Annotated in this window: 27 protein-coding genes and 1 tRNA gene; 8 read left to right on the top strand and 20 right to left on the bottom strand. The window is 31.4% G+C overall.

Going from position 1 to position 26877, the window contains the following annotated elements:
- Positions 1 to 108: 108 nt before the first annotated feature.
- Complete coding sequence (locus EAG11_RS19325; protein ID WP_129540615.1) at positions 109 to 702, top strand: hypothetical protein; 594 nt, start codon at positions 109 to 111, stop codon at positions 700 to 702.
- A 338-nt stretch (positions 703 to 1040) separates the two neighbouring features.
- Positions 1041 to 1208, top strand: a complete 168-nt coding sequence (locus EAG11_RS19320) for a hypothetical protein (protein ID WP_207209607.1) — start codon at positions 1041 to 1043, stop codon at positions 1206 to 1208.
- A gap of 814 nt (positions 1209 to 2022) precedes the next feature.
- Here EAG11_RS19320 and EAG11_RS19315 read toward each other — a convergent pair.
- From EAG11_RS19315 to EAG11_RS19305, 3 genes are read right to left on the bottom strand one after another with little or no spacing between them, the layout of a single operon-like run.
- Positions 2023 to 2982 (bottom strand): lipid A deacylase LpxR family protein, encoded by a 960-nt coding sequence (locus EAG11_RS19315; RefSeq protein ID WP_371414610.1) that lies wholly within the window; start codon positions 2980 to 2982, stop codon positions 2023 to 2025.
- The gene (gene mtgA / locus EAG11_RS19310) at positions 2957 to 3736 is read right to left on the bottom strand and encodes a monofunctional biosynthetic peptidoglycan transglycosylase (protein WP_129540614.1); all 780 of its coding nucleotides are present in this window, start codon (positions 3734 to 3736) and stop codon (positions 2957 to 2959) included. Before mtgA ends, EAG11_RS19315 begins: the two co-directional genes overlap by 26 nt.
- On the bottom strand, positions 3736 to 4848 hold the full coding sequence (locus tag EAG11_RS19305; protein ID WP_129540613.1) for an FAD-binding oxidoreductase: 1113 nt from the start codon (positions 4846 to 4848) through the stop codon (positions 3736 to 3738). Before EAG11_RS19305 ends, mtgA begins: the two co-directional genes overlap by 1 nt.
- Positions 4849 to 5130: 282 nt before the next feature.
- Between EAG11_RS19305 and EAG11_RS19300 the strand changes: the two genes are divergently transcribed.
- The 3 genes from EAG11_RS19300 to EAG11_RS22490 all read left to right on the top strand — a co-directional run bounded on the left by EAG11_RS19300 (position 5131) and on the right by EAG11_RS22490 (position 9692).
- Positions 5131 to 7032: a S9 family peptidase gene (locus EAG11_RS19300; RefSeq protein ID WP_129540612.1), complete on the top strand. Its 1902-nt coding sequence runs from the start codon at positions 5131 to 5133 to the stop codon at positions 7030 to 7032.
- A 210-nt stretch (positions 7033 to 7242) separates the two neighbouring features.
- Complete coding sequence (locus EAG11_RS22495; protein ID WP_242499206.1) at positions 7243 to 8799, top strand: HAMP domain-containing sensor histidine kinase; 1557 nt, start codon at positions 7243 to 7245, stop codon at positions 8797 to 8799.
- Positions 8800 to 8807: 8 nt separating this feature from the next.
- Entirely contained in the window at positions 8808 to 9692 is an 885-nt protein-coding gene (locus EAG11_RS22490; RefSeq protein ID WP_242499205.1) for a response regulator, read from the top strand.
- On the opposite strand, the gene EAG11_RS19290 is transcribed toward EAG11_RS22490, so the two are convergent.
- The 11 genes from EAG11_RS19290 to pdxA form a co-directional block, all read right to left on the bottom strand.
- Positions 9689 to 11020 carry a sigma-54 dependent transcriptional regulator gene (locus EAG11_RS19290; RefSeq protein WP_129540611.1) on the bottom strand — a complete coding sequence of 444 codons (1332 nt, stop codon included), beginning with the start codon at positions 11018 to 11020 and terminating at the stop codon, positions 9689 to 9691. The two genes, EAG11_RS22490 and EAG11_RS19290, sit on opposite strands and share 4 nt — an antisense overlap.
- A gap of 123 nt (positions 11021 to 11143) precedes the next feature.
- Positions 11144 to 11446: a hypothetical protein gene (locus EAG11_RS19285; protein WP_129540610.1), complete on the bottom strand. Its 303-nt coding sequence runs from the start codon at positions 11444 to 11446 to the stop codon at positions 11144 to 11146.
- A gap of 44 nt (positions 11447 to 11490) precedes the next feature.
- Complete coding sequence (locus tag EAG11_RS19280; protein WP_129540609.1) at positions 11491 to 11787, bottom strand: hypothetical protein; 297 nt, start codon at positions 11785 to 11787, stop codon at positions 11491 to 11493.
- Positions 11788 to 11830: 43 nt separating this feature from the next.
- On the bottom strand, positions 11831 to 12127 hold the full coding sequence (locus tag EAG11_RS19275; protein ID WP_129540608.1) for a hypothetical protein: 297 nt from the start codon (positions 12125 to 12127) through the stop codon (positions 11831 to 11833).
- A gap of 51 nt (positions 12128 to 12178) precedes the next feature.
- The gene (locus tag EAG11_RS19270) at positions 12179 to 12475 is read right to left on the bottom strand and encodes a hypothetical protein (protein WP_129540607.1); all 297 of its coding nucleotides are present in this window, start codon (positions 12473 to 12475) and stop codon (positions 12179 to 12181) included.
- Between the two features lie 256 nt (positions 12476 to 12731).
- Complete coding sequence (gene accC / locus EAG11_RS19265; protein WP_129540606.1) at positions 12732 to 14078, bottom strand: acetyl-CoA carboxylase biotin carboxylase subunit; 1347 nt, start codon at positions 14076 to 14078, stop codon at positions 12732 to 12734.
- A 90-nt stretch (positions 14079 to 14168) separates the two neighbouring features.
- Positions 14169 to 14651, bottom strand: coding sequence for an acetyl-CoA carboxylase biotin carboxyl carrier protein (gene accB / locus EAG11_RS19260; RefSeq protein ID WP_129540605.1), 483 nt, complete (start codon positions 14649 to 14651; stop codon positions 14169 to 14171).
- A 22-nt stretch (positions 14652 to 14673) separates the two neighbouring features.
- Positions 14674 to 15672: a beta-ketoacyl-ACP synthase III gene (locus tag EAG11_RS19255; RefSeq protein ID WP_129540604.1), complete on the bottom strand. Its 999-nt coding sequence runs from the start codon at positions 15670 to 15672 to the stop codon at positions 14674 to 14676.
- Between the two features lie 171 nt (positions 15673 to 15843).
- Entirely contained in the window at positions 15844 to 16038 is a 195-nt protein-coding gene (rpmF, locus tag EAG11_RS19250; protein WP_007137315.1) for a 50S ribosomal protein L32, read from the bottom strand.
- 9 nt (positions 16039 to 16047) lie between these two features.
- Positions 16048 to 16590, bottom strand: a complete 543-nt coding sequence (locus EAG11_RS19245; RefSeq protein ID WP_129540603.1) for a DUF177 domain-containing protein — start codon at positions 16588 to 16590, stop codon at positions 16048 to 16050.
- A gap of 107 nt (positions 16591 to 16697) precedes the next feature.
- Positions 16698 to 17747 (bottom strand): 4-hydroxythreonine-4-phosphate dehydrogenase PdxA, encoded by a 1050-nt coding sequence (pdxA, locus tag EAG11_RS19240; RefSeq protein WP_129540602.1) that lies wholly within the window; start codon positions 17745 to 17747, stop codon positions 16698 to 16700.
- Positions 17748 to 17805: 58 nt separating this feature from the next.
- Here pdxA and EAG11_RS19235 point away from each other — a divergent pair, with 58 nt between their 5' ends.
- The 3 genes from EAG11_RS19235 to EAG11_RS19225 all read left to right on the top strand — a co-directional run bounded on the left by EAG11_RS19235 (position 17806) and on the right by EAG11_RS19225 (position 21054).
- Entirely contained in the window at positions 17806 to 18393 is a 588-nt protein-coding gene (locus EAG11_RS19235; RefSeq protein ID WP_129540601.1) for a riboflavin synthase, read from the top strand.
- A 638-nt stretch (positions 18394 to 19031) separates the two neighbouring features.
- Complete coding sequence (locus EAG11_RS19230; protein WP_129540600.1) at positions 19032 to 19763, top strand: hypothetical protein; 732 nt, start codon at positions 19032 to 19034, stop codon at positions 19761 to 19763.
- A gap of 82 nt (positions 19764 to 19845) precedes the next feature.
- Positions 19846 to 21054, top strand: a complete 1209-nt coding sequence (locus tag EAG11_RS19225) for a restriction endonuclease (RefSeq protein WP_129540599.1) — start codon at positions 19846 to 19848, stop codon at positions 21052 to 21054.
- 150 nt (positions 21055 to 21204) lie between these two features.
- Here EAG11_RS19225 and dcm read toward each other — a convergent pair whose 3' ends face one another.
- From dcm to EAG11_RS19200, 6 genes are all read right to left on the bottom strand, one after another.
- Positions 21205 to 22443 carry a DNA (cytosine-5-)-methyltransferase gene (gene dcm / locus EAG11_RS19220; protein WP_207209606.1) on the bottom strand — a complete coding sequence of 413 codons (1239 nt, stop codon included), beginning with the start codon at positions 22441 to 22443 and terminating at the stop codon, positions 21205 to 21207.
- Between the two features lie 311 nt (positions 22444 to 22754).
- Positions 22755 to 22828 (bottom strand) — tRNA-Ile (locus EAG11_RS19215).
- A 144-nt stretch (positions 22829 to 22972) separates the two neighbouring features.
- Complete coding sequence (gene mce / locus EAG11_RS19210; protein WP_129541138.1) at positions 22973 to 23374, bottom strand: methylmalonyl-CoA epimerase; 402 nt, start codon at positions 23372 to 23374, stop codon at positions 22973 to 22975.
- Positions 23375 to 23396: 22 nt separating this feature from the next.
- The gene (locus tag EAG11_RS19205; protein ID WP_242499204.1) at positions 23397 to 25217 is read right to left on the bottom strand and encodes a hypothetical protein; all 1821 of its coding nucleotides are present in this window, start codon (positions 25215 to 25217) and stop codon (positions 23397 to 23399) included.
- Positions 25218 to 25258: 41 nt separating this feature from the next.
- Entirely contained in the window at positions 25259 to 25750 is a 492-nt protein-coding gene (locus EAG11_RS22485) for a hypothetical protein (RefSeq protein ID WP_242499203.1), read from the bottom strand.
- A complete protein-coding gene (locus tag EAG11_RS19200) occupies positions 25710 to 26687 on the bottom strand; it encodes a hypothetical protein (RefSeq protein WP_242499202.1) in 978 nt (325 codons plus the stop codon). Before EAG11_RS19200 ends, EAG11_RS22485 begins: the two co-directional genes overlap by 41 nt.
- Positions 26688 to 26877: the final 190 nt, after the last annotated feature.

Here is a 26877-nt window from a genome sequence, read left to right as displayed (position 1 = left end):
TCTTTATCGCAATTTCATTTTCTTGCCAAGCGCAAATTTTACCTGCTACTAATTATAAAACTAATTATTTCACAGCGGGAGATTGTAGATAATATTAATACTATAACTATGATTGATAAGGTTTTAATGAATTTAGTGTATTTACTCTATCCACGAAATATATGTGCTTATACTGAAAAAGATAAGTATTTCATTAGTGAGGAGTATAAGAGATTAAATCAAATCATAACTGATTTCGATACTGAGGATGGAAAGGTTCTTAGGAAGACTATTCTTGAAAAATTTGAAAATGATAAGACTTTAAAACATTTTGCAGACTTCTCATTGTTTAATCTGGGAGATAGATGTATGACGTTTAATGTGTCAATCATTGCAGACAGAGAATTATACACAATATCATTGTTTGTAAGTGTAATATTGCCTTACTATGTAATCAATGTGCAGAAGAATATGATTGAATTATTTTTTTCCGAATCTGAAATTACTGACTTAGAAAATAAAAATACAGAAACCAGACAGATAAATGACTTAGTTTTAGAAATTGAAACTATAATTGAAGATAAATTTCTGTATAGAAAATTCCCAAACGAATTGCTTAATTTTGTCGTTGACGATATCAGTTTTCAAGATTCAGAATTCGGCTATTTTACAATGTATAATGCTTTTTTTAATAATGTAATAATGAAAGAAAATGAAAACTAATTTTTTAACATTCCTTGCAATTGGCACTTTATTGTGGATTTTTTTCTACTTTATAGAATACAATTTCAATTTTTGTATTTCTAATACATTTTATATTGTAAGTTACTTTTACCCAGCCATACTAGTTTTATCTATTTGGTACATTTTTTTATTCTATAGAATTTATAAAGAGAAAAAACAGAAACAAATAACTTTGCCAAAATCTTAAGGTTTTGGCAAAATTATCTTTTAAACTTGTTCATTTATTTGGACAGGTTTTTTTGTATTTCATAAAAATTTATTGTTTTTTTTAATTAAAAATAAATGAACTTGAACTGGCAAATACGGACACTAGAAAATTGAAAGATTTAATCTTAGATGTAGAATCGATTGTAGAAAAGAAACTCCTATATCAAAAATTCCCACAAGAACTAATCCATTCTGTCATAGATAATATTAGTTTTCAAGGAATATATTTAGGACATTTCAAAATGTATAATGCTTTTTTTAATAATGAAAATATATGAAAACACTAAATAGAAATTATTTAATTTTTGTTACACTCTGCATTTTGTTGTTTATCTATTTTTACTTTTACCAATATTTCTATACCATTAATTTGTATGATACTTACTACCTAATAAGTTATTTCTTTTTCGTGGTTGCAGCTTTTATTATTGGGACAGTTTTTTATTTGAGGAAAATTTTAATACAAAAATTAGAAAAACGCATAGAGGAATCTCAGGAGAAACATTCTTCAAAATATTTATTGATGTTCCTTAAACCAATTTCATACCTGAAAATGAACTCAGTTACTAAATACTATTTAATTTTTGTGGTACTCTGTGTTTTATTATCTGCCTATTTTTACCTTGCTGATTATTTTTATTTAGCTAGCTATAATGGCGCTTATCATTTTGTAAGTTATTATTATTTTGTTTTACCAATTCTGATTATTGGTACTATTTTTTATTTCGTAAAAACCAGACAGACAGATTAGAAATGCTTTAAAATTATAATTCAAATTAAAAAGCAGCATTTCAATATTTTTGAATACTGCTTTTTTCATCTTAAAGTTATTTTGACTGAAAATCGATTTTAAGACGATTCCTTAAGAGCTTCCTAACACATCTGCTGTGCGAAGTCTCCTGACTTCGTACTCACTCTAATTTATTTTTCTTTTACTTTCTACCAAAGCTATATTTTCCTATCGTTGTCGCTACGAATTCGGGAGACTTCGCAGAGCAAGGGACACTCGCTCTAGCCAAAGCTATATTGAATAAAAAAAATTGCGAGTTTGCGAGTTATAAAAACCTCAGAACCTTAGTAACTTTAAAAAAACTATTTCAACAAATACCCAAATCGAATAGAGCCAAAGAAATACCCCGTATTAGTATTATACGGATCTCCCTTTAATTCTTTGCCACGGTAAATAAAAGAATAAGACATATTAAAATTATTGTGGCGATATTTTAAACCAAACTCAGCATTAAAACGAAGCGGTTGTAAGTCAAAAGTTATTGGACTTGAATTGTTAAACATACTACCCTGAATTGTAGCGTCATAAAACTGGTAATTAACGCTTGGCATTGCGTAAAAGTAAAACTCTCTAATATTAAATTGCGGTTCAAAACTTACAGAAGCATCATGCAAATTAGAGTCATAAATTGGGAGTAATCTCTTAAAGCCTATTCGGGTTAATAATCCTGTAGAAACTCCCGTAAAAATAGTCCCAAGATTTGCTTCAGACTGAAAATGAAGATCAATAAAATCATTGTGTTTCGTTGGGAATAATTTCTTAGAATACATAACATGAGCCTGCACGGCAAAAGCATTACTAAGCTGATTTTCCCAACCATATACATTTTTATACCCTATTAAATGGTGGAAACTTTCCTGAGTTTCTTTCCCTAAAGCATTTGGTCCCATAAAACCTAACTGAAAATCTGTCTTTAAAACCGATTCGCTTTGATAAAAAAAACTTCGGCCTGCTTCTACAAAAAGATATCCTGTAAAAGGACGATCATTTTTATCAACAGCCGATTTATTAATAAATCTTGGATTATAAATATATTGTCCAAGACGAAATTCTGTAATTTTCTTGTTTATCTTTTCATTCTCATTCTTTGATAAAAAACGATAGAAAAGCTCTAAACCATTTGTATAATACATGTCATTTTTAGACGATGTATATAAATCATTATCAGTAATCAATCCAATCTCACTGGTTCTACTTTGGGCAAAAACAAAAGTGGTTGCTAAAATAAACAGAATACTAAGTCCCTTTTTTGGTATCATCATAATTAATTTTACCAACGCTGCGCATCACTTTAACAATTTTATTTTTTCTTTTATTTATGTAGCTTGAAGATCCGGTTGCTTTAAATTTACGGGGATTTGGTAAGATAGCTGCAATTCCAGCAGCTTGTATAGGAGTAAGACTCTTTGCGCTCTTTCGGTACCAATGTTGTGCTGCAGCCTCGGCTCCATATACTCCATCTCCCATTTCGATGCTATTAAGATACACTTCCATAATACGTTCTTTTCCCCAAACTAATTCGATCAAGACTGTAAAATAAGCTTCAAGTCCTTTACGGAAATAACTTTTTCCTTGCCATAAAAAAACATTTTTGGCGGTTTGCTGTGATATAGTGCTTCCTCCTCTTATTCTTCTGCCACGCTCGTTACTTTTATATGCTTTTTGCAATGCCTTAAAGTCAAAACCATTGTGTTTCAAGAAAGTTCCATCTTCACTCGCAATAACTGCTTTTTGTAAATTCATGGATATATTCTCAATTGGCTCCCAATCGTGACTAAAATAATTCTCTTTTCCGTCTATTTTATTTTCAATACCACGAATTACCATTAAAGGTGTAAAAGGGACAGGGACATATTTAAAAAGCACCACAAAAAATATTGAAATCCCAAAGAACCATAAAAGGAGTTTACAAAAAAAACGAACTATTTTACTGCCAAATGACCTGTTACTTTTTTTAGAAGTTGGTTTTGCTTTACTTGTTGTTGTTTTTTTTGGTGCTGCTTTTTTAGTCGCCATTATATTAAATCTGCTAATTCTGTTCCTATTAAACTACCTATTGCTACTCCCATTCCTCCTAATCGAACGCCACAATATACGTTTTCAGAGAATTGGGTCACAATTGGGTTTTTACTATTTCCTACTCCCATTATCCCACTCCATCTGTGAGCGATATCAATTTTTTGATTTGGTAAAATTACATTTTTCAACAAATCTTCCAATTTATTTTGTATTATTTCTGTATGCCCAAATTCGGTTGTTGTTTCGGTTTCAAAATCAAGATTTCGACCACCTCCTAATAAAATTCTATCACCGACATTTCTAAAATAATAATACCCTCTATCTAAGTGAAATGCCCCTTTAATTTCTAAATCATGAATAGGTTCTGTAATAAGAACCTGTGCTCTTGCAGGCTTTACTCCTCCATCTGTAAGCTTACTAGCAAACCCATTTGTTGCGAATAGAATTTTATTTGTAGTAAAAGTAAAATCGCCTAATGCAACCTCGACATTATTCCCTTTGTCAAAATAGGACGTAACAGTTTGCTTATTCAAAATCAAAATATTAGCTTCAATTGCCTCTTTTAACAATGCTTGCATCATATTACCCGTATCTAATTGTCCTTCAAAAGGATTAAAAACCAAATACTCATGAATCCCTTTAAACTCAAAACAGCCTACTTCTTTAGCAAAAACATCTGTCTTAAAAAAAGGTTTAAGGATTTCATTCACAAAAGGTAATTTGCTGGAACATTCATTGTATCCTTTTTCATCTTCTTTCAGAAATAACTCATACCCTCCATAAGGTTTAAAATCGATCGCATGATCTCCCAATCGTTTACGTAATAATTGCAATCCTTTCCAACGCTTTTCGATAAGCTTGATTACATCTTCTTCTGTATGCGATTTTAAATCATCAACTATTTCAGATAGGCTTCCAAAACAAGCAAAACCAGCATTTTTTGTACTTGCTCCCTGAGGTAACATTCCTTTTTCGAGAATCAAAATTTTGGCTTTGGGAAATTTTTCGCGCAAGCGTAATCCTGCATGCAAGCCTACAATTCCACTACCAACAATAGTAAAGTCTACATTTGTAAACCAATTTTTAAGCTCCCAATAACTTAATTCCATATTGATATTTTTTATAAAAATAGTGATTTTTTGAGTATTTACAATAGGAAGTCTTTTACTGTTTAAGCCTTTTATCCAAACATTTAGAAAACATAAAATCATATAACAAAATTGTCCAAAACAAACTCAAAACAAACTCATATCACTTATTATGATTGAACTAATTATTCAAATCTGCAATTATCCTTTATCTTTTATTTTAAGAGAATACCTACTACACTATCATCAGGTTGCTGGAATAAATTTTGTACTTTTAGAACCTTAAAAATTAAGTTTAAATCTATGAAAAAAGCACTATTTACAACCTTAGTAATGATGAGTTTAAGTACCATGGCACAAAATGTAATGTCACCCGAATTATTATGGAAGTTAGGTCGAGTTACTCCACTTGGACTTTCGAAAGATGGAAAAAACGTTGTTTACAAGGTTACAACACCGTCTATTGCCGAAAATAATTCGAAATCAAAATATTATACACTACCTGTAAATGGTGGAAATGCAACCGAAGTTTCGGATATAAAAACAGTTTTAACTGATAAAAACATCTCCCCAGACGGAAAATTTTTAGTGTACAATGAAGAAGTGAAAATTGACAAAGTATTAGGGAAAGATTTTTATCCAACTCTAGAAAAATCAGATGCACAAATTTACGATGGTTTAGATTACCGCCACTGGGACACTTGGAATGAAGGTAAATTTAATCATGTTTTTTACAAAGAGAACAAAGATGGCGCTACTGGAATTGACATTCTAAAAGGAGAAAATTTTGATAGTCCTCAAAAACCTTTTGGTGGAGATGAAGATTATATTTGGTCTCCTGATGGGAAAAGCATTTTATATGTAAGCAAGAAAAAAGTGGGAACACAATATGCAATTTCTACTAATACTGATATTTACGAGTATAATCTTGAAACTGGTAAAACAATAAATAGAACTGAAGAGAATTTAGGTTACGACATGGCTCCAAAATTTTCACCAACAGGAAATTTAACCTGGTTGCAAATGAAACGTGATGGTTATGAAGCTGATAAAAATGATATTATTGTTGATTTTAAAGGTTTAAAAATCAACCTAACTGCTAACTGGGATGGAACAGTAAATAGTTTTATGTGGAGTAAAGACGGTAAAAAAGTATTTTTTGTAGCTCCTATTGATGGCACAAAACAACTTTTTGAAGTAAATTTCCCAGGATTAACTAAAATTGCAATTAAAGTACTTCAACTTACAAATGGTAATTACGATGTAAATGATTTAGTTGGTTTTGCAGATGACCACATTATTGTTACTAGATCAGATATGAATCATGCCAATGAAATTTTCTCTTTTAATTTAAAAAAGAATACTTGGAAGCAATTATCTAATGTAAATACTGAGGCATACGAAAAACTTACGTTAAGCAAAACTGAAAGACGTTATGTTACTACAACAGATGGTAAAAAAATGTTGGTTTGGGTAATCTTACCTCCAAATTTTGATGCTTCAAAAAAATACCCAACTCTTTTATACTGCCAAGGTGGACCACAATCTGCTTTAACACAATCGTATTCTTTCCGTTGGAATTTCTCATTAATGGCTGCTAAAGGTTATGTCGTTGTAGCCCCTAACCGCCGCGGAATGCCAGGTCACGGTGTAAAATGGAATGAACAAATTAGTAAAGATTGGGGTGGACAGGTTATGGATGATTATTTATCTGCTATTGATGATGTTGCAAAAGAAAGTTATGTTGACAAAACTCGTTTAGGCTGTGTAGGCGCAAGCTACGGTGGTTATTCGGCTTTCTTTTTAGCAGGAATTCACAACAACCGTTTTAAGACTTTTATTGCTCATGATGGTGTTTTCAATACACAAAGTATGTTTGGAACTACCGAAGAAGTTTTCTTTAACAACTGGGATTTTGGTGGTCCTTACTGGGATAAAAATAATGCTGTTGCTCAAAAAGCATACACTACTTTTAACCCAATAAACTATGTTGATAAATGGAATAAACCAATCTTGATTATTCAAGGTGGAAAAGACTTCCGTGTGCCAATTGGTCAATCTCAAGAAGCATTTCAAGCTGCTCAATTACGCGGAATAAAAAGTAGATTATTGTATTTCCCTGAAGAAAATCACTGGGTTTTAAAACCACAAAACGCACAAGTTTGGCAAGGTGAATTCTTTAAATGGTTAGACGAAACACTTTAATCAAATTGTTCTTGAATTAGAGACTAATCAATCAATTCGTTTAAAATAATTTTATTTAAAAGCCACAGATATTAAATAGGTATCTGTGGCTTTTTTGCATTTACTAATTAAAATCATGTAACATATTGATTGTGATTTATAAGCCTAAATCAGAAAATTTTAAATAAATTGCGAAAATATAAAAAAACAAAACCCCTACAATTACGATCTATGGAGAGTAAAAACAGTTACATTCCGCTTAAAGTTTTTATAAGTTACATCGCCTTAGCTTCACTTGTAATTAGCGTGGGTTGGGTTTTATATTCAGAGAATGTTATTTATTCAAATATAGAAAGTAAAATTGCTTTTGAAAAAACTAAAATTTTAAAAGTAAGCCAGCTATTTTCAAACGTATACAAAACTGAAAGCCTAGCTCGAAAAACAATTCAATCCAATTCTGAAACTGATTTTAAACAGTATATCAAAGAATCTGATTCCTTACGAATTCGAATTGATTCTTTAAAAAAAATAGTCACTACCCAATCTCAAATTGTCTTATTGGATAGTGTTAATTATTTATTGGCCGAAAAAACCAGAAACATTCGACAACTAAAGTCCATCAAAAATAAAGCCAGCGATGAAGTCACCGTAAATAATGCGATTGATGAATTAACAAAGCTAGAATTTTCTTTACGAAAATTACAGCTCGAGGATTTTACAAAAAACCCTGAAAAGCTAGGATCTTATCAACGTAATGTCTTGCAAAAATATGTTGACTACCTTAACCAGAATATCCCAGACGACAGTACAAATACACTAAGTAAGAAAGCATCCGACTCTATTTTATCTACATCTAAAAAATTATTGAGCTCGGTAAAAAGAGAAACTGAGAAGAAGAAAGAATCCCTGAATTATCAAGAAAACAAACTACTTAAAAATGAGATTTTAATTTCTGAGCAACTCCGAAAAGTACTGCGTATGATTGAACGAGAAATTATAATAAACTCAATAAAATACAATACAGACAAAGAAAAATCACTAAAAAAGATAAACGAAATTATAACTGGCGCAGCAATTGTTGGATTACTCCTTACCATCTTTTTTTCAATTCTTATTGCGAGTGATTTCTCTAAGACACAACTTTATAAGAAGCAATTAGAAATTGCCAATTTTAAAACCAGGAATCTCTTAAAAAGTCGCGAACAGCTTATTTCCACAGTAAGTCATGACTTAAAAACCCCATTGAGCACAATTGTAGGCTATACTGAACTATTAGACAATTCTGACGTGAATACAAAGCAATCGTATTTCATTAAGAATATCAGAAATTCATCTCAGTACATTTCGCAATTGGTTCAGGATTTACTTGATTTTTCTCAAATTGAAGCGGGGAAAATCACAATCGAAAAGAAGCCCTTCTTACTTCCTGAAATCATAACAGAAGTTGCCAAAAGTATCCAATCTGTATATATTCAGAAAGACATAGAACTTATCATTCAGGCTGACGAAAAACTAAACCAAAGAATAATTGGAGATTCATTTCGTCTCAAACAAATCTTAAGCAATATAATTGGAAATGCTTATAAATTTACCGAAAAAGGTTTTATAAAAATCAACGCTACAATTAATGACAAAGGAGATTTTGTTATTATTAAAATTGAAGATTCTGGTATCGGAATTGAGAAAAAAAATCAAAACCTAATATTCGAAGAATTTGCTCAAGCCAATGAAAATATTGAAAAAAAATATGGAGGAACAGGCTTAGGTCTCGCCATATCAAAAAAATAGCGACTCTTTTGGGTGGTGATTTACAGCTAAAAAGTGTTTTTGGAAAAGGAAGTACCTTTGAAATTCAGCTTCCACTAGTTTTCGATACCAACCCAAAACCTGAATTAGAAGAGTTAACTACAAAAGAACATAATACTCCTTTAATCTCTCCTAAAACTGCAATCGTAATAGACGACGATACTAATTTACTAGGTTTAACTTCTGAAGTTTTAAAGCAAAACAACTATACAGTTTTGGCTTTTAATAATGCAAACGACGCTTTAAAAACAATTCAGAATACTCCTTTTGACTTTATCATAACCGATATACAAATGCCAGAAATTGATGGATTTCAATTTATAGAAAAATTAAAAGAAACTACGAACTCTCAATATCAAAACCAACCAATAATTGCCTTAACAGGGAGAGAGGATCTATATTTGAAAGTTTATTTAGATGCTGGATTTACAACTGTTGTAAAAAAACCATATTTACCTAAAACATTACTAAAAACGATATTTTCGTTATTTGATAGTTCGTATAAAATTGAGTCTGAAGATAGCGAGACCAGTAACTTTAATTCAGAGAAAAAAATCTCTCTAGATTCTTTAAAATCATTTTTAGCAAATGACAAAGAGGCTCTACAAGAAGTACTTAAAACTTTTATAACAACAACACAAGAAAACTTAGTCGTTTTAGAAAAAAGCATCAATAATAGAGATACGATCGAAATTAATGCTATTGCACATCGAATATCCCCAATGTTCAAGCAAATCAATGCAATTGAAATCAGTGAAATTTTAAGCGATTTAGAACAAAATAAATATTCAGATACAGATTTAGAAATAATTTTCAATGAATTAAAAACTAAAATCAATTCATTACTTCAAACCCTTAAAAAAGAAATAAGTTAGTCTATATTATATTGTTTTAACTTATTATATAAGGTTTTTCGAGTGATCTTCAGCATTTTTGCAGCTTCTGATTTATTATTTTTAGCTTTTGAAAGAGCATGAATAATAGCCTCTTTTTCATTTTCAGACAATGAAAAATCATTTGGTACCTGCTTTTGAATCTGAAAAAACTCTAATGGCAAAACACTACTTTCTATAAAATCTCCTTGTGATAATAAAGTTGCTCTCTTAACACAATTTTGAAGTTCTCTTAAGTTTCCTGGCCATCTGTATTTTTGAAAAACAGCAACTACTTCATCCGAGAAACCAATAACATTTTTATTTAATTGCTCATTAGCTTTTTCAAGAAAGTAATCCGCAAAAATCATTAAATCCTCTTCTCTTTCAATCAATGAAGGCGAATGAATAGAAAACTCATTGATTCTATGGTATAAGTCTTCACGAAAATCTCCTTTTTGTACCGCTTCACGCAAATCTTCATTGGTTGCAGTTACAATACGAATATCTACATCAATTTCTTTATTACTACCAACTGGTTTTATCTTGCGCTCCTGTAATGCTCTTAAAAGTTGAATCTGATTTTCATAAGAAAGATTTCCAATTTCATCTAAAAAAATAGTTCCTCCATTAGCCGCTTCAAAGTAACCTATTTTATCGGTGATAGCTCCTGTAAAAGAACCTTTTAAATGTCCAAAAAATTCACTCGCTGCTAATTCTTTAGGTATTGCACCACAATCTACCGCAATAAAATCATTTCCTTTTCTAGGACTTTGTTCGTGAATACTTTTAGCAATTATTTCTTTTCCAGTACCGCTTTCTCCAATTATCAAAACCGACATATTAGTTGGGCTAACCAATTTAATATGCTCTGCTAACTTCTTCGAAGCTTTAGAAATTCCTTTTACAAACTCAAATTCGTTTGACTTTTTTGGACTTTTTACTTTCTGTTCTTTTTCAGGAACTATATCAGAATTTTGTAATGCATTAGAGATTACTAACAAAACTTCCTCTGGGTTAAATGGTTTCGAAATATAATCTGCAGCACCATTTTTTATAGCTTTAACAGCTGTATTTACATCAGAGTAACCTGTCATTAAAATCACAGGAATTTCAGGGTAGATCTTTTTAAATTCAGCCATTAATCCAATCCCGTCTGAATCTGGAAGTCTCAAATCGGTGATAATAAGATCAAAAGATTCATTCTTAATTATATTCCGTGCTTCGGTTGCAGAAAAAGCAGTCACGACAGTGTATGCTTTTTTTGTTAGAAATCTATCTAATAACTTACAAAACGAAATATCATCTTCTATTAATAAAATCTTTGGCATTAGTGTTTGAACTTTTCATGCTAAAATAAGACTAAAATAATTGTATTCTCATAAAATTATGCAAAAAAAAAGAGATTGCAGATGCAATCTCTTTCCAAAAAAACCTAAACTAATCTACCTAAATTATATTTTTATCCAATTGCCATTGACATCTGCATACACAGTAGCCTTTTGGTCACCAACTGAAATTTCTAATTTATATTCTTTCTTTTCATTTACATATGCTTTATCAAGTTTCACATCCGGATAAGCCTTCTGTAAAGCTGTTTTTACAGCTACTGGCACTGCATCTGCACTAACTTCATTGTAGCCGTCTTGCACTTGCACAATTACAACTTCATTAACTGGCTCTGTAATTGTTCTAGTTGCTGCATAAATTGACAAACTCCCTAAAACAATTGCTGCGGATAAGATTACTTTTTTCATAATGATATGTATGTTTAAATTTAACTTATTTGGTTTGTGATCAATTATTTTTTGATCAGATTCCCTAATGCGTCAGAGAAAATAGTATATTTTTTATCGCCATGAACGATTTCTAATTTGTATATATTTTTTTCGTTTTTATAAGCCTTTTCGAGTTTTGCATCTGGAAAAGATTTCTCAAGAGTAGATTTTACTTCCGCAGGAAGTGCATCTGCACTAATCTCTACGTACTCATCCTGAATACTAACTATTTTTACAGTTGATGCTGCAATTGCTACAGTCGTCGCATTAGCCGAGAAGCCTCCTAATATAATTGCTGCTGATAAGATTATCTTTTTCATGATACTAAATTTAATGATTATAAACTTCTAAATCGAATTTCGATTATTTTTTAATCCAGTTTCCTGTTGCATCTGCAAAAAGATTTCCGACTTTATCCCCTACAGTTACATCTAACTTATACTCTTTATTTGCATTTACATATGCTTTATTAAGTACTGCATCTGGATATGCTTTTTTCAATGCTGCCGGAATTGCTGCTGGTAATTCTTCAATTTTAATTTCAGTATATTCTTCTTGAACTGATGTAGTTTTAACATCTATAACTGAAGTTGGTAAAGTTGTTGCGAATGAAGATAAACTTCCTAATACGATTGCTGCTGATAAGATTAACTTTTTCATAATGATATATTTTTATATGTTTTTTAATTTATTTTGATTTTCTAAATTGAATTATTTTTTAATCCAGTTTCCTGTTGCATCTGCAAAAAGACTTCCCACTTTATCTCCTACAGTTACATCTAACTTATACTCTTTATTTGCATTTACATATGCTTTATTAAGTACTGCATCTGGATATGCTTTTTTCAATGCTGCTGGAATTGCTGCTGGTAATTCTTCGATTTTAATTTCAGTATATTCTTCTTGAACTGATGTAGTTTTAACATCTATAACTGAAGTTGGTAAAGCTGTTGCAAATGAAGACAAACTTCCTAATACGATTGCGGCTGATAAGATTAACTTTTTCATAATAATAGATTTTAAATTATTTGTATTGTTTTTACACTTCAGATAAAGAAATTATTATGCCGTAAAAACAAAAAACACCTCAATGCACTAATTATCAGTGACTTAAATAAAAATACATAAAGCCGCTAATAATCAAAAAGTGTGTAAAATGGATAAAAAGTGTGTAAAAAATACACATAAATTGATTTCTAAAATCATATAAACAAAAAAAAGCCTCACATTCCTGTGAGGCTTTTGAATACTATATGGTAATAATCTATTCCAATTCTTTCATTTTAAATGTATCCATAAAAGCAGTCGTATAATCTCCTGCAATATAACGTGGATCATCCATTAATTGTCTGTGAAAAGGAATTGTTGTTTTAACTCCTTCAATTACAAATTCATCCAAAGCTCTTCTCATCTTGCTAATTGCTTCTTCACGAGATTGTGCAGTAGTAATTAATTTAGCAATCATCGAATCATAATTTGGCGGAATACTATAACCAGAATACACATGCGTATCTAAACGTACACCGTGACCTCCTGGCATATGAAGTGTTGTAATTTTTCCTGGTGAAGGGCGAAAATCATTATATGGATCTTCAGCATTAATACGACACTCTATAGCGTGTAATTCTGGTAAATAATTTTTTCCAGAAATTGGAATTCCAGCAGCAACCATAATTTGCTCACGGATCAAGTCATAATCAATAACTTGCTCTGTAATAGGGTGCTCTACTTGAATACGTGTATTCATTTCCATGAAATAGAAATTTCTGTGTTTATCAACAAGAAACTCTACTGTTCCAGCTCCTTCATACTTAATAAATTCAGCAGCCTTAACAGCAGCTTCACCCATTTTAGTACGCAATTCATCTGTCATGAATGGCGAAGGAGTTTCTTCAGTTAATTTTTGGTGACGACGTTGTACAGAGCAATCTCTTTCTGAAAGGTGACATGCTTTACCATATGAATCTCCAACAATTTGAATTTCGATATGACGAGGCTCTTCAATTAATTTCTCTAAATACATTCCGTCATTACCAAAAGCAGCTAATGATTCCTGACGTGCACTATCCCAAGCTTTCTGAAGATCTTCAGCTTTCCAAACAGCTCTCATTCCTTTTCCACCACCACCGGCAGTAGCTTTAAGCATTACTGGGTAACCAAATTCTTCGGCTAATTTCTGTGTTTGTTCGAATGATTCTAACAATCCATCTGAACCTGGTACACAAGGAACTCCTGCTTCTTTCATAGTAGCTTTAGCAGAAGCTTTATCACCCATTCTATCAATCATTTCAGGAGCAGCACCAATAAATTTGATTCCATGTTCCTGACATATTTTAGAAAACTTTGAATTCTCTGAAAGAAATCCGTATCCCGGATGTATCGCATCTGCATTAGTAATTTCAGCAGCAGCAATAATATTTGACATTTTCAAATACGATAAGTTACTCGGAGGAGGACCTATACAAACCGCTTCATCTGCAAATTTCACATGTAGGCTTTCAGCATCTGCTGTAGAGTAAACTGCAACAGTCTTAATCCCCATTTCCTTACATGTACGAATCACACGAAGTGCAATTTCCCCTCTATTCGCAATTAATATTTTTTTAAACATCTTTTTAAAAATTAGATAATTAGATTAATTAGATCGTAAGATTATTAGCTTATAGAAAACTTCTAAAAGCTAAAATCTAAATCTAATTTTTTATGATGGATCTACTAAAAACAATGGTTGATCAAACTCAACTGGAGACATATCATCTACTAAAATCTTAACAATTTTACCAGAAACTTCAGATTCAATTTCATTAAATAATTTCATTGCTTCAATAACACAAAGAACATCTCCTTTTGCAATTGTTGAACCTACTTCAGCAAATGCTGGTTTGTCTGGTGATGGTTTTCTATAAAAAGTTCCAATAATTGGTGATTTTATAGTAATCAAATTAGAATTTTCTGCTGCAGCTGGAGCTTCTGTAGTTGTTACTACTGGAGCAGCTTGCTGAGGCACTACAGCTTGCGGCAATGTTGCTTGAGCTGGCAATTGTTGAACATACGTGGTTTCAGTTACATTACCTTCTAAAGTTGTTCTAATGGTGATTTTAACATCATCCATCTCCAACTTTACTTCAGCAACTCCCGAATTTGCTACAAATTTGATTAGGTTTTGAATTTCTTTTAAATCCATAATATTCGTTTTTAGTTTAAATTTATTTTTTATCGTAAGCCCATTTTAAGTAAATAGATCCCCAAGTGAATCCACCTCCAAAAGCGGCAAAAATAATGTTATCTCCTTTTTTGAATAAATGCTCAAAATCGCTAAGTACCAAAGGTAATGTAGCCGATGTTGTATTACCATATTTTTCAATATTCATTAATACTTTTGAGTCTTCTAAATCCATTCTGCTTGCAGTAGCATCAATGATACGTTTGTTTGCCTGATGCGGAACCAACCAATTTACATCTTGATTTGTTAAATTATTTCTCTTAAGAATTAATTCACTTGCATCAGCCATATTGGTAACAGCATATTTAAAAACAGTTTTCCCGTCTTGTATAATATTGTGTCTGTTTTCTTGAACTGTTTCTAAAGTAGTAGGAATCAAAGATCCTCCTGCTGGTATTTTCAAGAAATCACGACCAACTCCGTCACTTCTCAAATATTCATCTTGCAATCCTAAACCTTCATAATTAGGTTCAAATAATACTGCTCCTGCGCCATCTCCAAAAATAATACAAGTAGATCTGTCTGTATAATCTACTATAGAAGACATTTTATCTGCTCCTATTAGTAATACTTTTTTGTATCTTCCTGACTGAATATACGCTGCTGCTGTAGACATTCCGTAAAGGAAGCTAGAACAAGCTGCTTGTAAATCGTATGCAAAAGCATTTGTTGCACCAATTTCTGTTGCAACGAAAACTCCTGTAGAAGCTACTGGCATATCTGCTGTAGCTGTTGCCATTATTATCATATCAATCTCCAAAGGATCAATATTAGCTTTAGCTATTAAATCTTGTGCTGCTTTTATAGCAAGGAATGAGGTTCCTTTATCAGTATCTTTAAGAATTCTTCTTTCTTTTATTCCGGTGCGGGTAGTAATCCATTCATCATTGGTATCTACCATAGTTTCTAAGACTTTGTTTGAAAGTACAAAGTCTGGAACATAAGCTCCAACAGCGGTTATTGCGGCTGTGATTGTATTCATTATATTCAATTATTTCCTTCCAAATACTGGTATTTGAAAAATTTTTAAAAGACTTGAAAATTACAAAAAAAATTCTAAACGTATTGTCTTAATTTTCTTAAATAACGAAAATTATAACCAACAAAAAAACTCTCACATAGTGAGAGTTCTAATATCATTTACAAAAATGTATTAAGCAACAGCTACAGATTTATCTATAACAACTTGCCCTCTGTAGTACATTTTCCCTTCATGCCAGTAAGCTCTGTGGTATAAATGTGCTTCTCCAGTGATAGGACATGTAGCGATTTGAGCTACAGTAGCTTTATAATGTGTTCTTCTCTTATCTCTTCTTGTTTTCGAGATTTTTCTCTTAGGATGTGCCATTTTACTATATTATTTATCCGTTAATAGTTTCTTTAATTTGTCCCAACGAGGGTCAATATCTTCTTCTTTTGTACTCTCTTCTTTTTGTTCTTTTATAGTTAGCTCATTCAGCTTATCTAAAGCTTCAGTTTTTAAACTTCCATCTTTAATTCCTGGATGAATCCTTTTTAGAGGTACCGAAAGCGCAATCATTTCATAGATATATTGTGCAATATCTATTTCAAATTCGCCATAAGGCAGAATAAGCAGTTCTTCATTGTCATTATTAAAAGCTTCTCCAAAACGAACTATCAACTTCATATTACCTTTTAAAGGCAAATCAAAATCTTCGCTTGTTAAGTCACATGGTACATTTACAGTTCCTTTGTGCTTGAAACCCAACTCTAACATGTTGCTTTTCTTCTCTAAAACTACATTTACTTTGATATCCGAATTTTGAAATTCCTCATAATCAAAGCCTTCAAAGAACACATTACTTATTTGATACTCAAAATGGTGTTTACCTAACTTTAATCCTACAAATGGAATTAAATATTCTTTTGTCTTGCTCATTTCAACATCATTTTTCCAAATTCATATTCTGAGTCACAGAACTCTGAATCGGGGTGCAAAGATATAAAATTATTGTAAAACTAATAATCTTATTCACCTTTTTTTGTTTATAACTGTTTTTCTTTTATTTTAAGAGGTTTTTTACTAATCTCCTCATATTGATTACGTGAGCGAAATATGTCTATTGCTAAATAAACAGCCTCTTTAAATGAATTGTAATCTGCAATATCTTTTCCTGCAATATCATATGCTGTACCGTGATCTGGCGAAGTTCTTACCTTACTTAAACCCGCAGTATAATTAACTCCTTTACCAAACGACAATGTTTTAAAAGGTATCAATCCTTGATCGTGATAAGTTGCTACAATAGCATCATATTTTTCATACTGACTACTTCCAAAAAAACCATCTGCAGGAAAAGGCCCAAAAACTAATGTTCCTTTATCAAATATTTTCTTTAGTGCTGGTTTTAAAATCGCATCATCTTCTTTACCAATTACGCCACCATCTCCACAATGCGGATTCAGTCCTAAAACTGCAATTTTAGGCTTATTGATACTAAAATCACGAATTAATGATTCTTTAATCGTTTGAATTTTTCTCTCGATCAATTCTTCAGTAAGATGCGACGCTACTTCGCTTAACGGAATATGATCTGTTAGTAAACCTACTCTTAAATTATCTTGAACCATCATCATTAAAGCATTACCTTCCAATTCTTGATCCAAATAATCAGTATGTCCCGGAAATTTAAATGTTTCTGATTGGATATTATACTTATTAATAGGCGCAGTTACCAAAACATCTACAATTCCTTCTTTTAAAGCCTTTGTTGCAGCTACAAAAGATTTTATTGCATATTCCCCTACTTTATCATCATTAGTCCCCAGATTAATATCAATCCCTTCTCTCCAAAGATTAAAAACATTAATTTTTCCTGGTAAAATCTGATCTAACTTATCAATTCCATGCAACATTACCGTTGATGTGAAATTCTTTTTTATAAACGACAGTATTTTTACATTTGCAAAAATAACTGGGGTACATAGTTCTAGCATTCGAGAATCTTCGAATGTTTTAAGAACAACTTCGCTTCCAATACCGTTTAAATCTCCTATTGAAATTCCGACGATTATATTTTCTGCATTTTTTATCATGACCACAGGTTATTTATTACTAATTTTGATGTGCAAATTTAGTAAAATAAAATAAGAAATGTTTACAGGAATCATAGAAACCCTTGGCAATGTAGTCGAAATAAGAAAAGACAGAGATAATCTACACATAACTGTAGATTCTTCTATTACAAATGAACTTAAAATTGATCAAAGTATCTCTCACAACGGCATTTGCTTAACAGTTGTAAATATACAAGACTCCCTTTACACCGTTACAGCTATAGCTGAAACCATACAAAAAACAAATATCGGCGATTGGAAAATTGGCGACATCATCAACCTTGAAAGAGGTATGAAGTTAGGCGACCGCCTTGATGGCCATATTGTGCAAGGTCACGTAGACCAAACAGGAAACTGTATTGCTATAGAGGAAGCCAACGGTAGCTGGAACTATACTTTCGAATATGACGAAAAGCTAAACAATATTACCATCGAAAAAGGATCAATTACTGTAAACGGAGTTAGCTTGACAGTTGTTAATTCTAAAAAAAATCAGTTTAGCGTATCAATAATCCCATACACATTTGAAAATACCAATTTTAAAGATTTCAAAGTTGAAACCAAGATAAATTTAGAGTTTGATGTAATTGGTAAATACGTATCAAGATTATACCAAAATAACTAAATACGAAACAGTGTTAAAACAAGAAAACTCCAGTTTATGCTGGAGTTTTTTGTTTTAACCTATGTTTATATATTATATAAATTCCAAATAATAATGCCATGATAAGCAATACCATGAGATTTTCATCAATTGGCACGCGATCACCAGGCGGCGGAGGCGGAGGCCTTCGTGGAGCCGGAGGGGGCGTATTCGCAAGACCATAAACCGGACCTAGCAAAACCAGTACAATTACTAAAAACTTTTGTAGGTTGATCTTCATAATAAATTTTAACTATTTAATACTGGGGACTATAAAACGGAAAATTTATCTATAACAAATGTAACCTTTTTTAAATAAAGCAACAACACCTATAATAAAAAAAAGCTTACAAAAAAAACCATCAAAAAAACTTCAAACCACTATAAATCAACTGTAAATAACTTTATACCCATCAGCCTTTATAGATAATTTACAATCAAAAAATAGGTATTTATTTTCACCTCTATGCAAAAAGATGTATATTGTTATGAATTCTAAGCAATCAATAACACAAGAATATATTTTCCACTGAATCAAAATCTATTTGGCGGTTCCTAACTCTAGCAAAAACGAATCTCTAGATAAATCATACAGCTACTTATACCTAACATAAAAGATAATGAAACTTATTAAAGATAATAATAATTACCATACTTCTTCAAAAAAGGAATTTGAAGGCAGTAATATATCAATATCTTCAGTAACAAAAGCTTTTGAATTTGCTTATGAAATGGCTTTCGGCTTAGGATATCATCGAGAACACAGATCTGGAGGGGTAATAAACCGAAACAAAACAGAGATATTCCAGAATACTTTTCAAGGAAAAATAGCTGAAATTATAGTTTATGAAAATTTAAAAAATGCTGGCATCCCTGTTGAAGAACCCGATTTTAGCATTAGCGGTAAGGAAATTTGGGATGATACAGATTTAAAATCGAATGAAAAATCTATTTGCATAAAATCAGCTGCATTTTTTTCGAATCTTTTACTTCTAGAAACAAAAGATTGGGACAACCAAGGAAGATACTTACCAAATATCAATAACAAAGAAGCAACATCTACTCATGATTTCTTTGTGTTAGTAAGAATAAAACCCAATATAAAATCGATGCTAAATGCTCTACCTATTGTTAAAGAATTATACCTAAAAGAAATACAATCCTTTCAGTGGCTATATGATATCCCTGGATGTTGTAGTATAAAAACCATTCAGCACATAATCAACAACCAATATATCCTTCCTCAAAATTCTAATTTAAATAAAAAAACAAAGATGGATGCTGAAAATTACTATATTCAAACAGGGAATTTACGAGCAATAGAAGTCCTACATTCCTCTTTAAAGGAATAACAAACCCTTTTCTTTAATTTTTTTGACCAATCTTATACTCAGAAAAACCTCAAAGAGAAACTTTACTTTCAAAACTAAATAAATGTTATTTTTAAAAACACAATCTGAACAAAATATTAAAAAATATACCAACTCATTAAAAGCTATTGGTGCATTTTCTAATTTATTTAGCTCCTCCGAAAAGCCATTTATTCAATACCGGGTAGCCGAAAATGCATTTTGCGAAGCCTTTGCTGCCGAGAATTTAGCCAGAGCTGATGTTGCCTATGATGCAATTATAAATGGATGCGGAATTGGTATTAAAACATTCATCTTATCCGGGAATTCTAAAATAGAAAAAGTTGCCGAATTTAATTCACTTAGCACCGAATTAAGACTTTTAAAAGGAATGGACTTAGCAAACAAGCTAGCCGACTGTAGAAATGAAAGAATCAAATTTGCCGACAGATCTTACAAAACAACTAACAGGATTTATCACATAATAGGCAGAGACAAACTTGAATTAAAAATTTTCGAGATCCCTTATGATCTAATAGACAAAGCATCAATAGAAATAATTGCAGAGAACAAAACTTCTTTAAAATTTAAAGATTCATTAAACGAATACAATTTCAACATATCTAAAAGTGTTTTAATGAAGCGCTTTGTCGTCCCTAAAGAGCACATTAAAATTGACATTGAAATACTTAAAGACCCCATTAGTGTATTACTAGATCTAGTGAAGCCTGACTCACAAATGAGCACTAAATTCATCAACAAAAATGAAATAAGCAGCTCTATTGGTCAACTTACACAGGATGAACTTATACCATTTAAAGACTATGTAATACTACCTCTATATTCTCCCAATGCAAAAAAACTCTCAAAAGAGCCTATTGTTCCGCTAAAAAGTCAGCTGAATCAATGGAATGCAGGAGGAAGAACCAGAGATTTTGGAGAAGTATATATATCCATACCAGCAGAGACCAGAAACAACGCTCCTGATTTTTTCCCAAATAAAGACTCTGTTTTTAATTTAAAAATTCCAAACGGAAATGTTTTTTCTGCAAAAGTTTGCCAACAAGATAGTAAAGCGTTAATGACAAACCCAAACAATGCCATGTCTAATTGGATTTTAAGAGAAATTTTTGCCTTAGCCGAAGGGGAAATTCTAACCTACGACAAGCTCAAGGAAATTGGATATGACAGTGTAAAAATTACAAAATCAAGTAGCGATGAATACTTCATTGATTTTACCCCTTTAGACGAATACGAAAAATTCATGGAAAAAAGCAAAGAAGATCTAGCTTAAAAAAACCTCCAAAAACAACTCGCCCATTCCCTAAAATCCAAACAAAACAATAGCGCTTTCTTAAAACAAAGAAAGCGCTATTACTTTATAAATATTGTTATTAACACAGAAGCACATTAAATCACAGTCTTCTGTTTTTTTATTCAATTTTTATTTCTGCGAATGAATCAAAACATTTATGATTTCATCACTAATTCGTTCTATCAAAGTTGTCGTTACAGAATTTCCAGCCTGCATATAAAGCTTACTATTTGCTAAACTTGGCAAAACATAATTTTCTGGATAACCCTGAAATAAAAAACACTCCTTTGGCGTTAGTTTTCTGATTCCAAATTCATCTCTAATAAGAGGAACATTATGCCCTCCTGTACCCATATTTGCGGTTAATGTTGGACAAACATTACTTTTGTTTTCTCTCGCATAAACTCTACGCCATTGATAAACCGTATCTCTTGAAGTCATTGCTTTTTCAAGCTCTGGAAAATAAGCATGATCCTTGCTGTAATACAAATTTTCTGCTTGCTTTCCTTTTTCTAAAATATCATGGATCGTTTTTGTTAATTTAATCTCCGACGGAAACTTAAAATCCGAAAAATGCTTTACTTGATTCGGATCAAATGCAACTATAAAGATTCTCTCACGGTTTTGTGGCACATTGGCGTGTGTCATTGAATTCAAAATTTTTGTATAAACTTTGTAGCCCAATTTTTTTTCTAGAATATCGATAATAGTTTTAAATGTATTCCCTTTATCATGAGAAACTAAATTTTTCACATTCTCCAAAAAAACAACTTTCGGCCTGTGTTTAAGAACAATTTGTTCGATATCAAAAAACAACGTCCCTCTTGTATCAGCAAAACCTTTTTGATTTCCTGCAATAGAAAACGCTTGACAAGGAAAACCCGCACACAAAACATCAAATTCCTGTGGAATGTAATTTTTTACTTGCTCATTTGTAATATCTCCAAACGGAGCTTCGCCGAAATTTTTTCTATATGTTTTTTGAGCACCTAACTCCCACTCACTTGTAAAAACACATTTACCTCCTACATTTTGCATAGCAAGTCTAAACCCCCCAATTCCTGCAAAAAGATCAATAAATTTAAATGTACTTTTTTTTGGAGTCGGAAATGATGCATTTTTTACTTCAAAAAGTAATTGTTCCAAAACATCTTCAGCAACCACCTTAACTTGCTCTTCGTCTTGTTTGTATTGAACAAAATTATTTAAAACTTTCATAGCATCTTTCTCATAATGCTTTGAAACATCGTTGTCTCCGTAATTATGCAAGTAATGGGTTAATACAGCCTTATCGAATGGTCCAACAAGTTTTGATAGATATTTTTTTTCATCAAATTCATCAATACTTATTCTTTCAATTACCTCCATTTTTCCACTCTAAAATTAATGCTGCAATTTATGACAATAATTTGTGATAAAGAATTAAATAAATAAAATAGATATTCTGGCTTTACGTTTCAACACCAATAATTTTTACAGGTTCACAGGTCTTCGTATTGATCTACGAAAAGTGGATTTCTTCTTATTCAGATCATCTAATCTTTTTGCTTAATCCCCAACTTCTGAACCTAATCCTAGATTATTTTAAAACCATCTATTTCTCAATATCTTGATTAATTTGAGTTTACCCCACAAAAAAAGCCTCTACATTGCTGTAAAGGCTTTTTAAGTATTAACTGTGGTCCCACCTGGGCTCGAACCAGGGACCACCTGATTATGAGTCAGGTGCTCTAACCAGCTGAGCTATAGGACCGGTTTTGAGTTTGCAATATTACCACTATTTTCCATTTGTAGCAAATATTTAGACATGATTTTTACGTTAATTTCATTATTATTTTTCGAAAATTCGAAACTAACTGATTTTTAAGCATCTAATTCCACCCATAAATGCTCAGAATTATTTAATTTCTTGACATAACTCTATTAAAACACCATTTGTACTTTTAGGATGCAAGAAAACAACGAGTTTATTGTCGGCTCCCTTCTTCGGAACTTCATTCAAAACCACAAAACCTTCATGCTTTAAGCGTTCCACCTCTGCAACGATATCTAAAACATCAAATGCAATATGATGAATCCCTTCTCCCTTTTTTTCAAGAAACTTAGCGATAGGGCTATCTGGGTTGGTTGCCGCAAGAAGTTCTATTTTATTAGGTCCTGTTTGAAAAAACGAAGTAATAACCCCTTCGCTTTCCACCGCTTCAGACTTGTAAGCAGAAACTCCCAAAAGCTTTTCAAATAAAAGATTCGAAACCTCTATATCTTTAACTGCAATTCCTATGTGCTCTATTTTGTTCATCATCTTAATTTGGTTTTTAAACTTACTGATTTATATACGTATTAAAATAACCGCATTCAGCAATTACATCCTGGTAATATTTTGTATCCGAATAATCTTTTTTCAATATTTTAAAACTATTCCATGCCAAGAAATTTATCTGATCCTGATCTGCAGTCCACCAATTTGTCACCGAATTATACTTTTTATTATAATATTCATTTCGCTCGCATTTTGCCAACATATAAACACATTTTGCTTTTTGCTCTTTTGTAGTAGCTGCTTCCAGCGCTTTTTGATAATACATTTTAGGCAATGAACAATTTGTTATCATTTTTTTCATAGAATCTCTAAATGAATATGGACTAGAACCATAACCGACAATTGAGATTTCATAAAAACTTCTTCCATTCCCAAAATGAGTAATATTATAAAATGCATTTCCTAACAACAAACTGCTTGTATATACATCTTCATTTTTAGCCAATTTGTCCTGCATTGCATTTATTGTAGTTAAGAATTCTATTTGAGAATACTTCTTTTTCTGAGGCATAGCATGATCACAATCATGACAATCTTTAATACTTCCATTAAATGGATTTCCGTAAAATACTGCATTTTGCAATGTGTCAGTTTGCTTCATAAAAGCTATTGCCTCGGGTATTTTATTCTGATAGGTCGCCTTTACAGCCTGAAAATTATTAATATTATTTAAATTCAAATTATAAATACCAGCACCTATTTTTTCTATTTCTGTTTTATCTTGCTTTGATAAAAACTCTTTCATTCCTAATAAATTCTTTTCAACATCATAAAAAGAATTCCCCTCTCCCCAATAGCCATAAACAGAATTACTGGTAAATACCTCCGCCATTACATAATTTTTCTGTTCTTTATAAAGCGTCGCTAAATACATTTTGCTCCAGCTAGAAGCATTATCATAACGAAAATCGCCCACATGTTGCTTCGGAAGCTCTTTATACAACCAATTTAAATCTTTAAGAATAGTTTTTTCGTTCTTAGAATTCAATTTGTCTATTTTACTCATGTTATTAACAAATCGAAGCAATCTAAGTTGATTGTTTGCTAATTCAGTTTTAGGCATTGTTTTTTCAGCTTTAGCAAAATTCGCATCTGCTTTAGCAAAATCACTTTTTAATGTCTGTAAATAACCCAAAGCAATATCCCACAAATAAGGTTTCTCTGTATTTCCTGCTGTAGCAATTTTTGAAACTAGATCGAATGCTTTTACATCAATTTTACTTTTATTTGTTTCTTTATTTTCTGCTACTGTTTGTTTTTTTGATGGCTGATCATCATTCGTACTTATTTCAAATGAATTATTAATCCCTTGCTCCTGCTGATTAACCAATCTCGTTAGTAAATAATTTAAATGCTCACTTTTAGGTTCTAAATCATAAATCTTATTAATAGCCTGCACCTCATCTTTATAATACCCATGAATTGCCCAAAGCGCAGCTTTTTCTTTATTATTTTTAGCCATACCTAAGGATTTATTCCAATCAGCATCATTTTCCGGACGAAAACTATAAGCCGTAACGACTCTCATTTCTGGGCATTTATCAAATACTTGTGCATATAAATAGTTAGATGTCGAATATTTTCCTTGCTGATGATTTATTCCTGCCACATAAGATAGCGCACGATAATACAGCACATTTTTAGGTACTGAAGCTTCTGTTTTATTAAAAAAAGTAATTGCTTTTTGTTGATTACTACTATAAAAATAAGCTTTCATAGTAAGGAACCAATACCTGTTTTTCAAAAATGGATCTGATATAGTATTATATACATTTTCGATAGATTGAATCAATTTAAAATCATCAAAAGTTTTAGTCGCCACAGGTTCGTAGCTCCAATAGTTCTCTCCAACTGAAACTGTTTCTATTTTTGTGCCAAATATAAAAATTCAACAAAAGCCTTTATTTTATCATCTTTCAAATTCATTTTCTTACCCCATTTTAAAGAGGCTTGATTATTTTTTTTGGTCTTAAAAAAAACATGAAGTTGCGTAATTTCATCCTTGTATTTTGAAGCCTTCTCATTATCATAAGAATATCTATTTGTTTCATCACCTATCAAAAAATAGTTTACCGTTGCAGTATCAACTTTAGTTTTTAGATAAGTACTCCAATCTGATTTAATATCATTATTAAATCTAGAATTATGCTCGGTATCAAAACCAATCCCATAAAAAACTTCCCCAGATAGAAACAAAGGTCTATACGATTTCTCTACAAAGGTTTCTGGTGTAAAATTTGAACTATAACCCATTCCCCAATCATCGCCACCACCACAAGCATAAATTACACCATAAGCAAATAATAAAACACCACTAGAAACAAGAAAGAACTTGTTTAAAAATATTTTTTTCATAATTTATTAAATTGAATTCGTCTAAGTCGTAAAAAATAATCTCTTTAGGATATTGAGCTGTATTCTCCTCTAAGTCGGAAGCCATTTCAAGCAAATCATCCTTAGATATTGCCTCTACTTTTAAAATGTCATTTTGTTTATAGAAAGATCCTTTTTTATAATTTGAATGCTTTACAACAAAATAATTCTTTTGCTTTTGCACAAAATTAGTATCTTTTTTCAGCTCTCTTATATCTATTTTACTTTTCAACCCTATTACTTTATTGTCTCGGATATGGATAGCCCATGAATAAATAGGTAACGCAAAATCTAGTGGTAATGGATATTTTTTTAAGCTCTTTATGTATCGTTTCGCTATTCTTCTATCATAAATTGAATTTAGCGAATCAGGCGCTATTGTTCCCATATTGTAATACATCAATACTCCTGAATCAACATTGGGAATTTTGGTTTTTTCAAAATACTTAACCTGATGCAATCGTATCGTAGCCGAGAGTTTTTTATGCGATATCTTCTTAAAAGACTCAATGAATTTCAGATAATTCGATTTACTGGCCAAAGTCCAATCGCAATCGATTTGGATTTCCTGACAAGAAATCCCATTTTTATTATTTACTAATTCTATAAAATCGAATGTCTTTTTCGCCAGATCCTCAACATCTATTTCTTTTTTTAACATCACTTTGTTTTTGATGTATATTACAGGAACAACCTCTAAGTTTTCTGTTTTATTTTCGAAATGAATTGGGCTCAAAGGAAATGGCTCTTGTGTTTTTGGATGTAAATCAATATCAAAATATCGAATATAAATCTTACTGATTTCGTTTTGTTGCAAAGCTTCTTTTTCTTGTACAGACAGCTTAAAGATTGTCTTCCAATAATAAAAAGCAGCTACTGGCTTTTCTTGCTTATTACATGAAATTAATAGCAAAGACAAAACACAAAAAATAATGCGAAGTTTCAAAATATTCTAAATTATATCTCTGTCAAATGTAAGAATACATTTTATTTTATCAGTAAAATTTGGTTGTGTTTTTCTATAAACAAATAAAAAAATGGTCCAACTCTTTATATTTTTGAATAAAATAACAAGTCCTAATAATTCGATAAAAAGTTTCAATTAAAGC

The organism is Flavobacterium sp. 140616W15 (genome assembly GCF_003668995.1).
In the GTDB taxonomy this organism is placed as follows: domain Bacteria; phylum Bacteroidota; class Bacteroidia; order Flavobacteriales; family Flavobacteriaceae; genus Flavobacterium.
Note: the sequence above shows the minus strand (reverse complement) of the source record. Positions and strands in the feature narration are given on the sequence as shown.

Bases quoted from the DNA above. Each gene is read 5' to 3' on its own strand.
- EAG11_RS19325 (WP_129540615.1), top strand. From the start codon at position 109: ATGATTGATAAGGTTTTAATGAATTTAGTGTATTTACTCTATCCACGA.
- EAG11_RS19315 (WP_371414610.1), bottom strand. From the start codon at position 2,982: ATGATGATACCAAAAAAGGGACTTAGTATTCTGTTTATTTTAGCAACC.
- mtgA (WP_129540614.1), bottom strand. From the start codon at position 3,736: ATGGCGACTAAAAAAGCAGCACCAAAAAAAACAACAACAAGTAAAGCA.
- EAG11_RS19305 (WP_129540613.1), bottom strand. From the start codon at position 4,848: ATGGAATTAAGTTATTGGGAGCTTAAAAATTGGTTTACAAATGTAGAC.
- EAG11_RS19300 (WP_129540612.1), top strand. From the start codon at position 5,131: ATGAAAAAAGCACTATTTACAACCTTAGTAATGATGAGTTTAAGTACC.
- EAG11_RS22495 (WP_242499206.1), top strand. From the start codon at position 7,243: ATGGAGAGTAAAAACAGTTACATTCCGCTTAAAGTTTTTATAAGTTAC.
- EAG11_RS19290 (WP_129540611.1), bottom strand. From the start codon at position 11,020: ATGCCAAAGATTTTATTAATAGAAGATGATATTTCGTTTTGTAAGTTA.
- EAG11_RS19285 (WP_129540610.1), bottom strand. From the start codon at position 11,446: ATGAAAAAAGTAATCTTATCCGCAGCAATTGTTTTAGGGAGTTTGTCA.
- EAG11_RS19280 (WP_129540609.1), bottom strand. From the start codon at position 11,787: ATGAAAAAGATAATCTTATCAGCAGCAATTATATTAGGAGGCTTCTCG.
- EAG11_RS19275 (WP_129540608.1), bottom strand. From the start codon at position 12,127: ATGAAAAAGTTAATCTTATCAGCAGCAATCGTATTAGGAAGTTTATCT.
- EAG11_RS19270 (WP_129540607.1), bottom strand. From the start codon at position 12,475: ATGAAAAAGTTAATCTTATCAGCCGCAATCGTATTAGGAAGTTTGTCT.
- accC (WP_129540606.1), bottom strand. From the start codon at position 14,078: ATGTTTAAAAAAATATTAATTGCGAATAGAGGGGAAATTGCACTTCGT.
- accB (WP_129540605.1), bottom strand. From the start codon at position 14,651: ATGGATTTAAAAGAAATTCAAAACCTAATCAAATTTGTAGCAAATTCG.
- EAG11_RS19255 (WP_129540604.1), bottom strand. From the start codon at position 15,672: ATGAATACAATCACAGCCGCAATAACCGCTGTTGGAGCTTATGTTCCA.
- rpmF (WP_007137315.1), bottom strand. From the start codon at position 16,038: ATGGCACATCCTAAGAGAAAAATCTCGAAAACAAGAAGAGATAAGAGA.
- EAG11_RS19245 (WP_129540603.1), bottom strand. From the start codon at position 16,590: ATGAGCAAGACAAAAGAATATTTAATTCCATTTGTAGGATTAAAGTTA.
- pdxA (WP_129540602.1), bottom strand. From the start codon at position 17,747: ATGATAAAAAATGCAGAAAATATAATCGTCGGAATTTCAATAGGAGAT.
- EAG11_RS19235 (WP_129540601.1), top strand. From the start codon at position 17,806: ATGTTTACAGGAATCATAGAAACCCTTGGCAATGTAGTCGAAATAAGA.
- EAG11_RS19230 (WP_129540600.1), top strand. From the start codon at position 19,032: ATGAAACTTATTAAAGATAATAATAATTACCATACTTCTTCAAAAAAG.
- EAG11_RS19225 (WP_129540599.1), top strand. From the start codon at position 19,846: ATGTTATTTTTAAAAACACAATCTGAACAAAATATTAAAAAATATACC.
- dcm (WP_207209606.1), bottom strand. From the start codon at position 22,443: ATGGAGGTAATTGAAAGAATAAGTATTGATGAATTTGATGAAAAAAAA.
- mce (WP_129541138.1), bottom strand. From the start codon at position 23,374: ATGAACAAAATAGAGCACATAGGAATTGCAGTTAAAGATATAGAGGTT.
- EAG11_RS22485 (WP_242499203.1), bottom strand. From the start codon at position 25,750: ATGAAAAAAATATTTTTAAACAAGTTCTTTCTTGTTTCTAGTGGTGTT.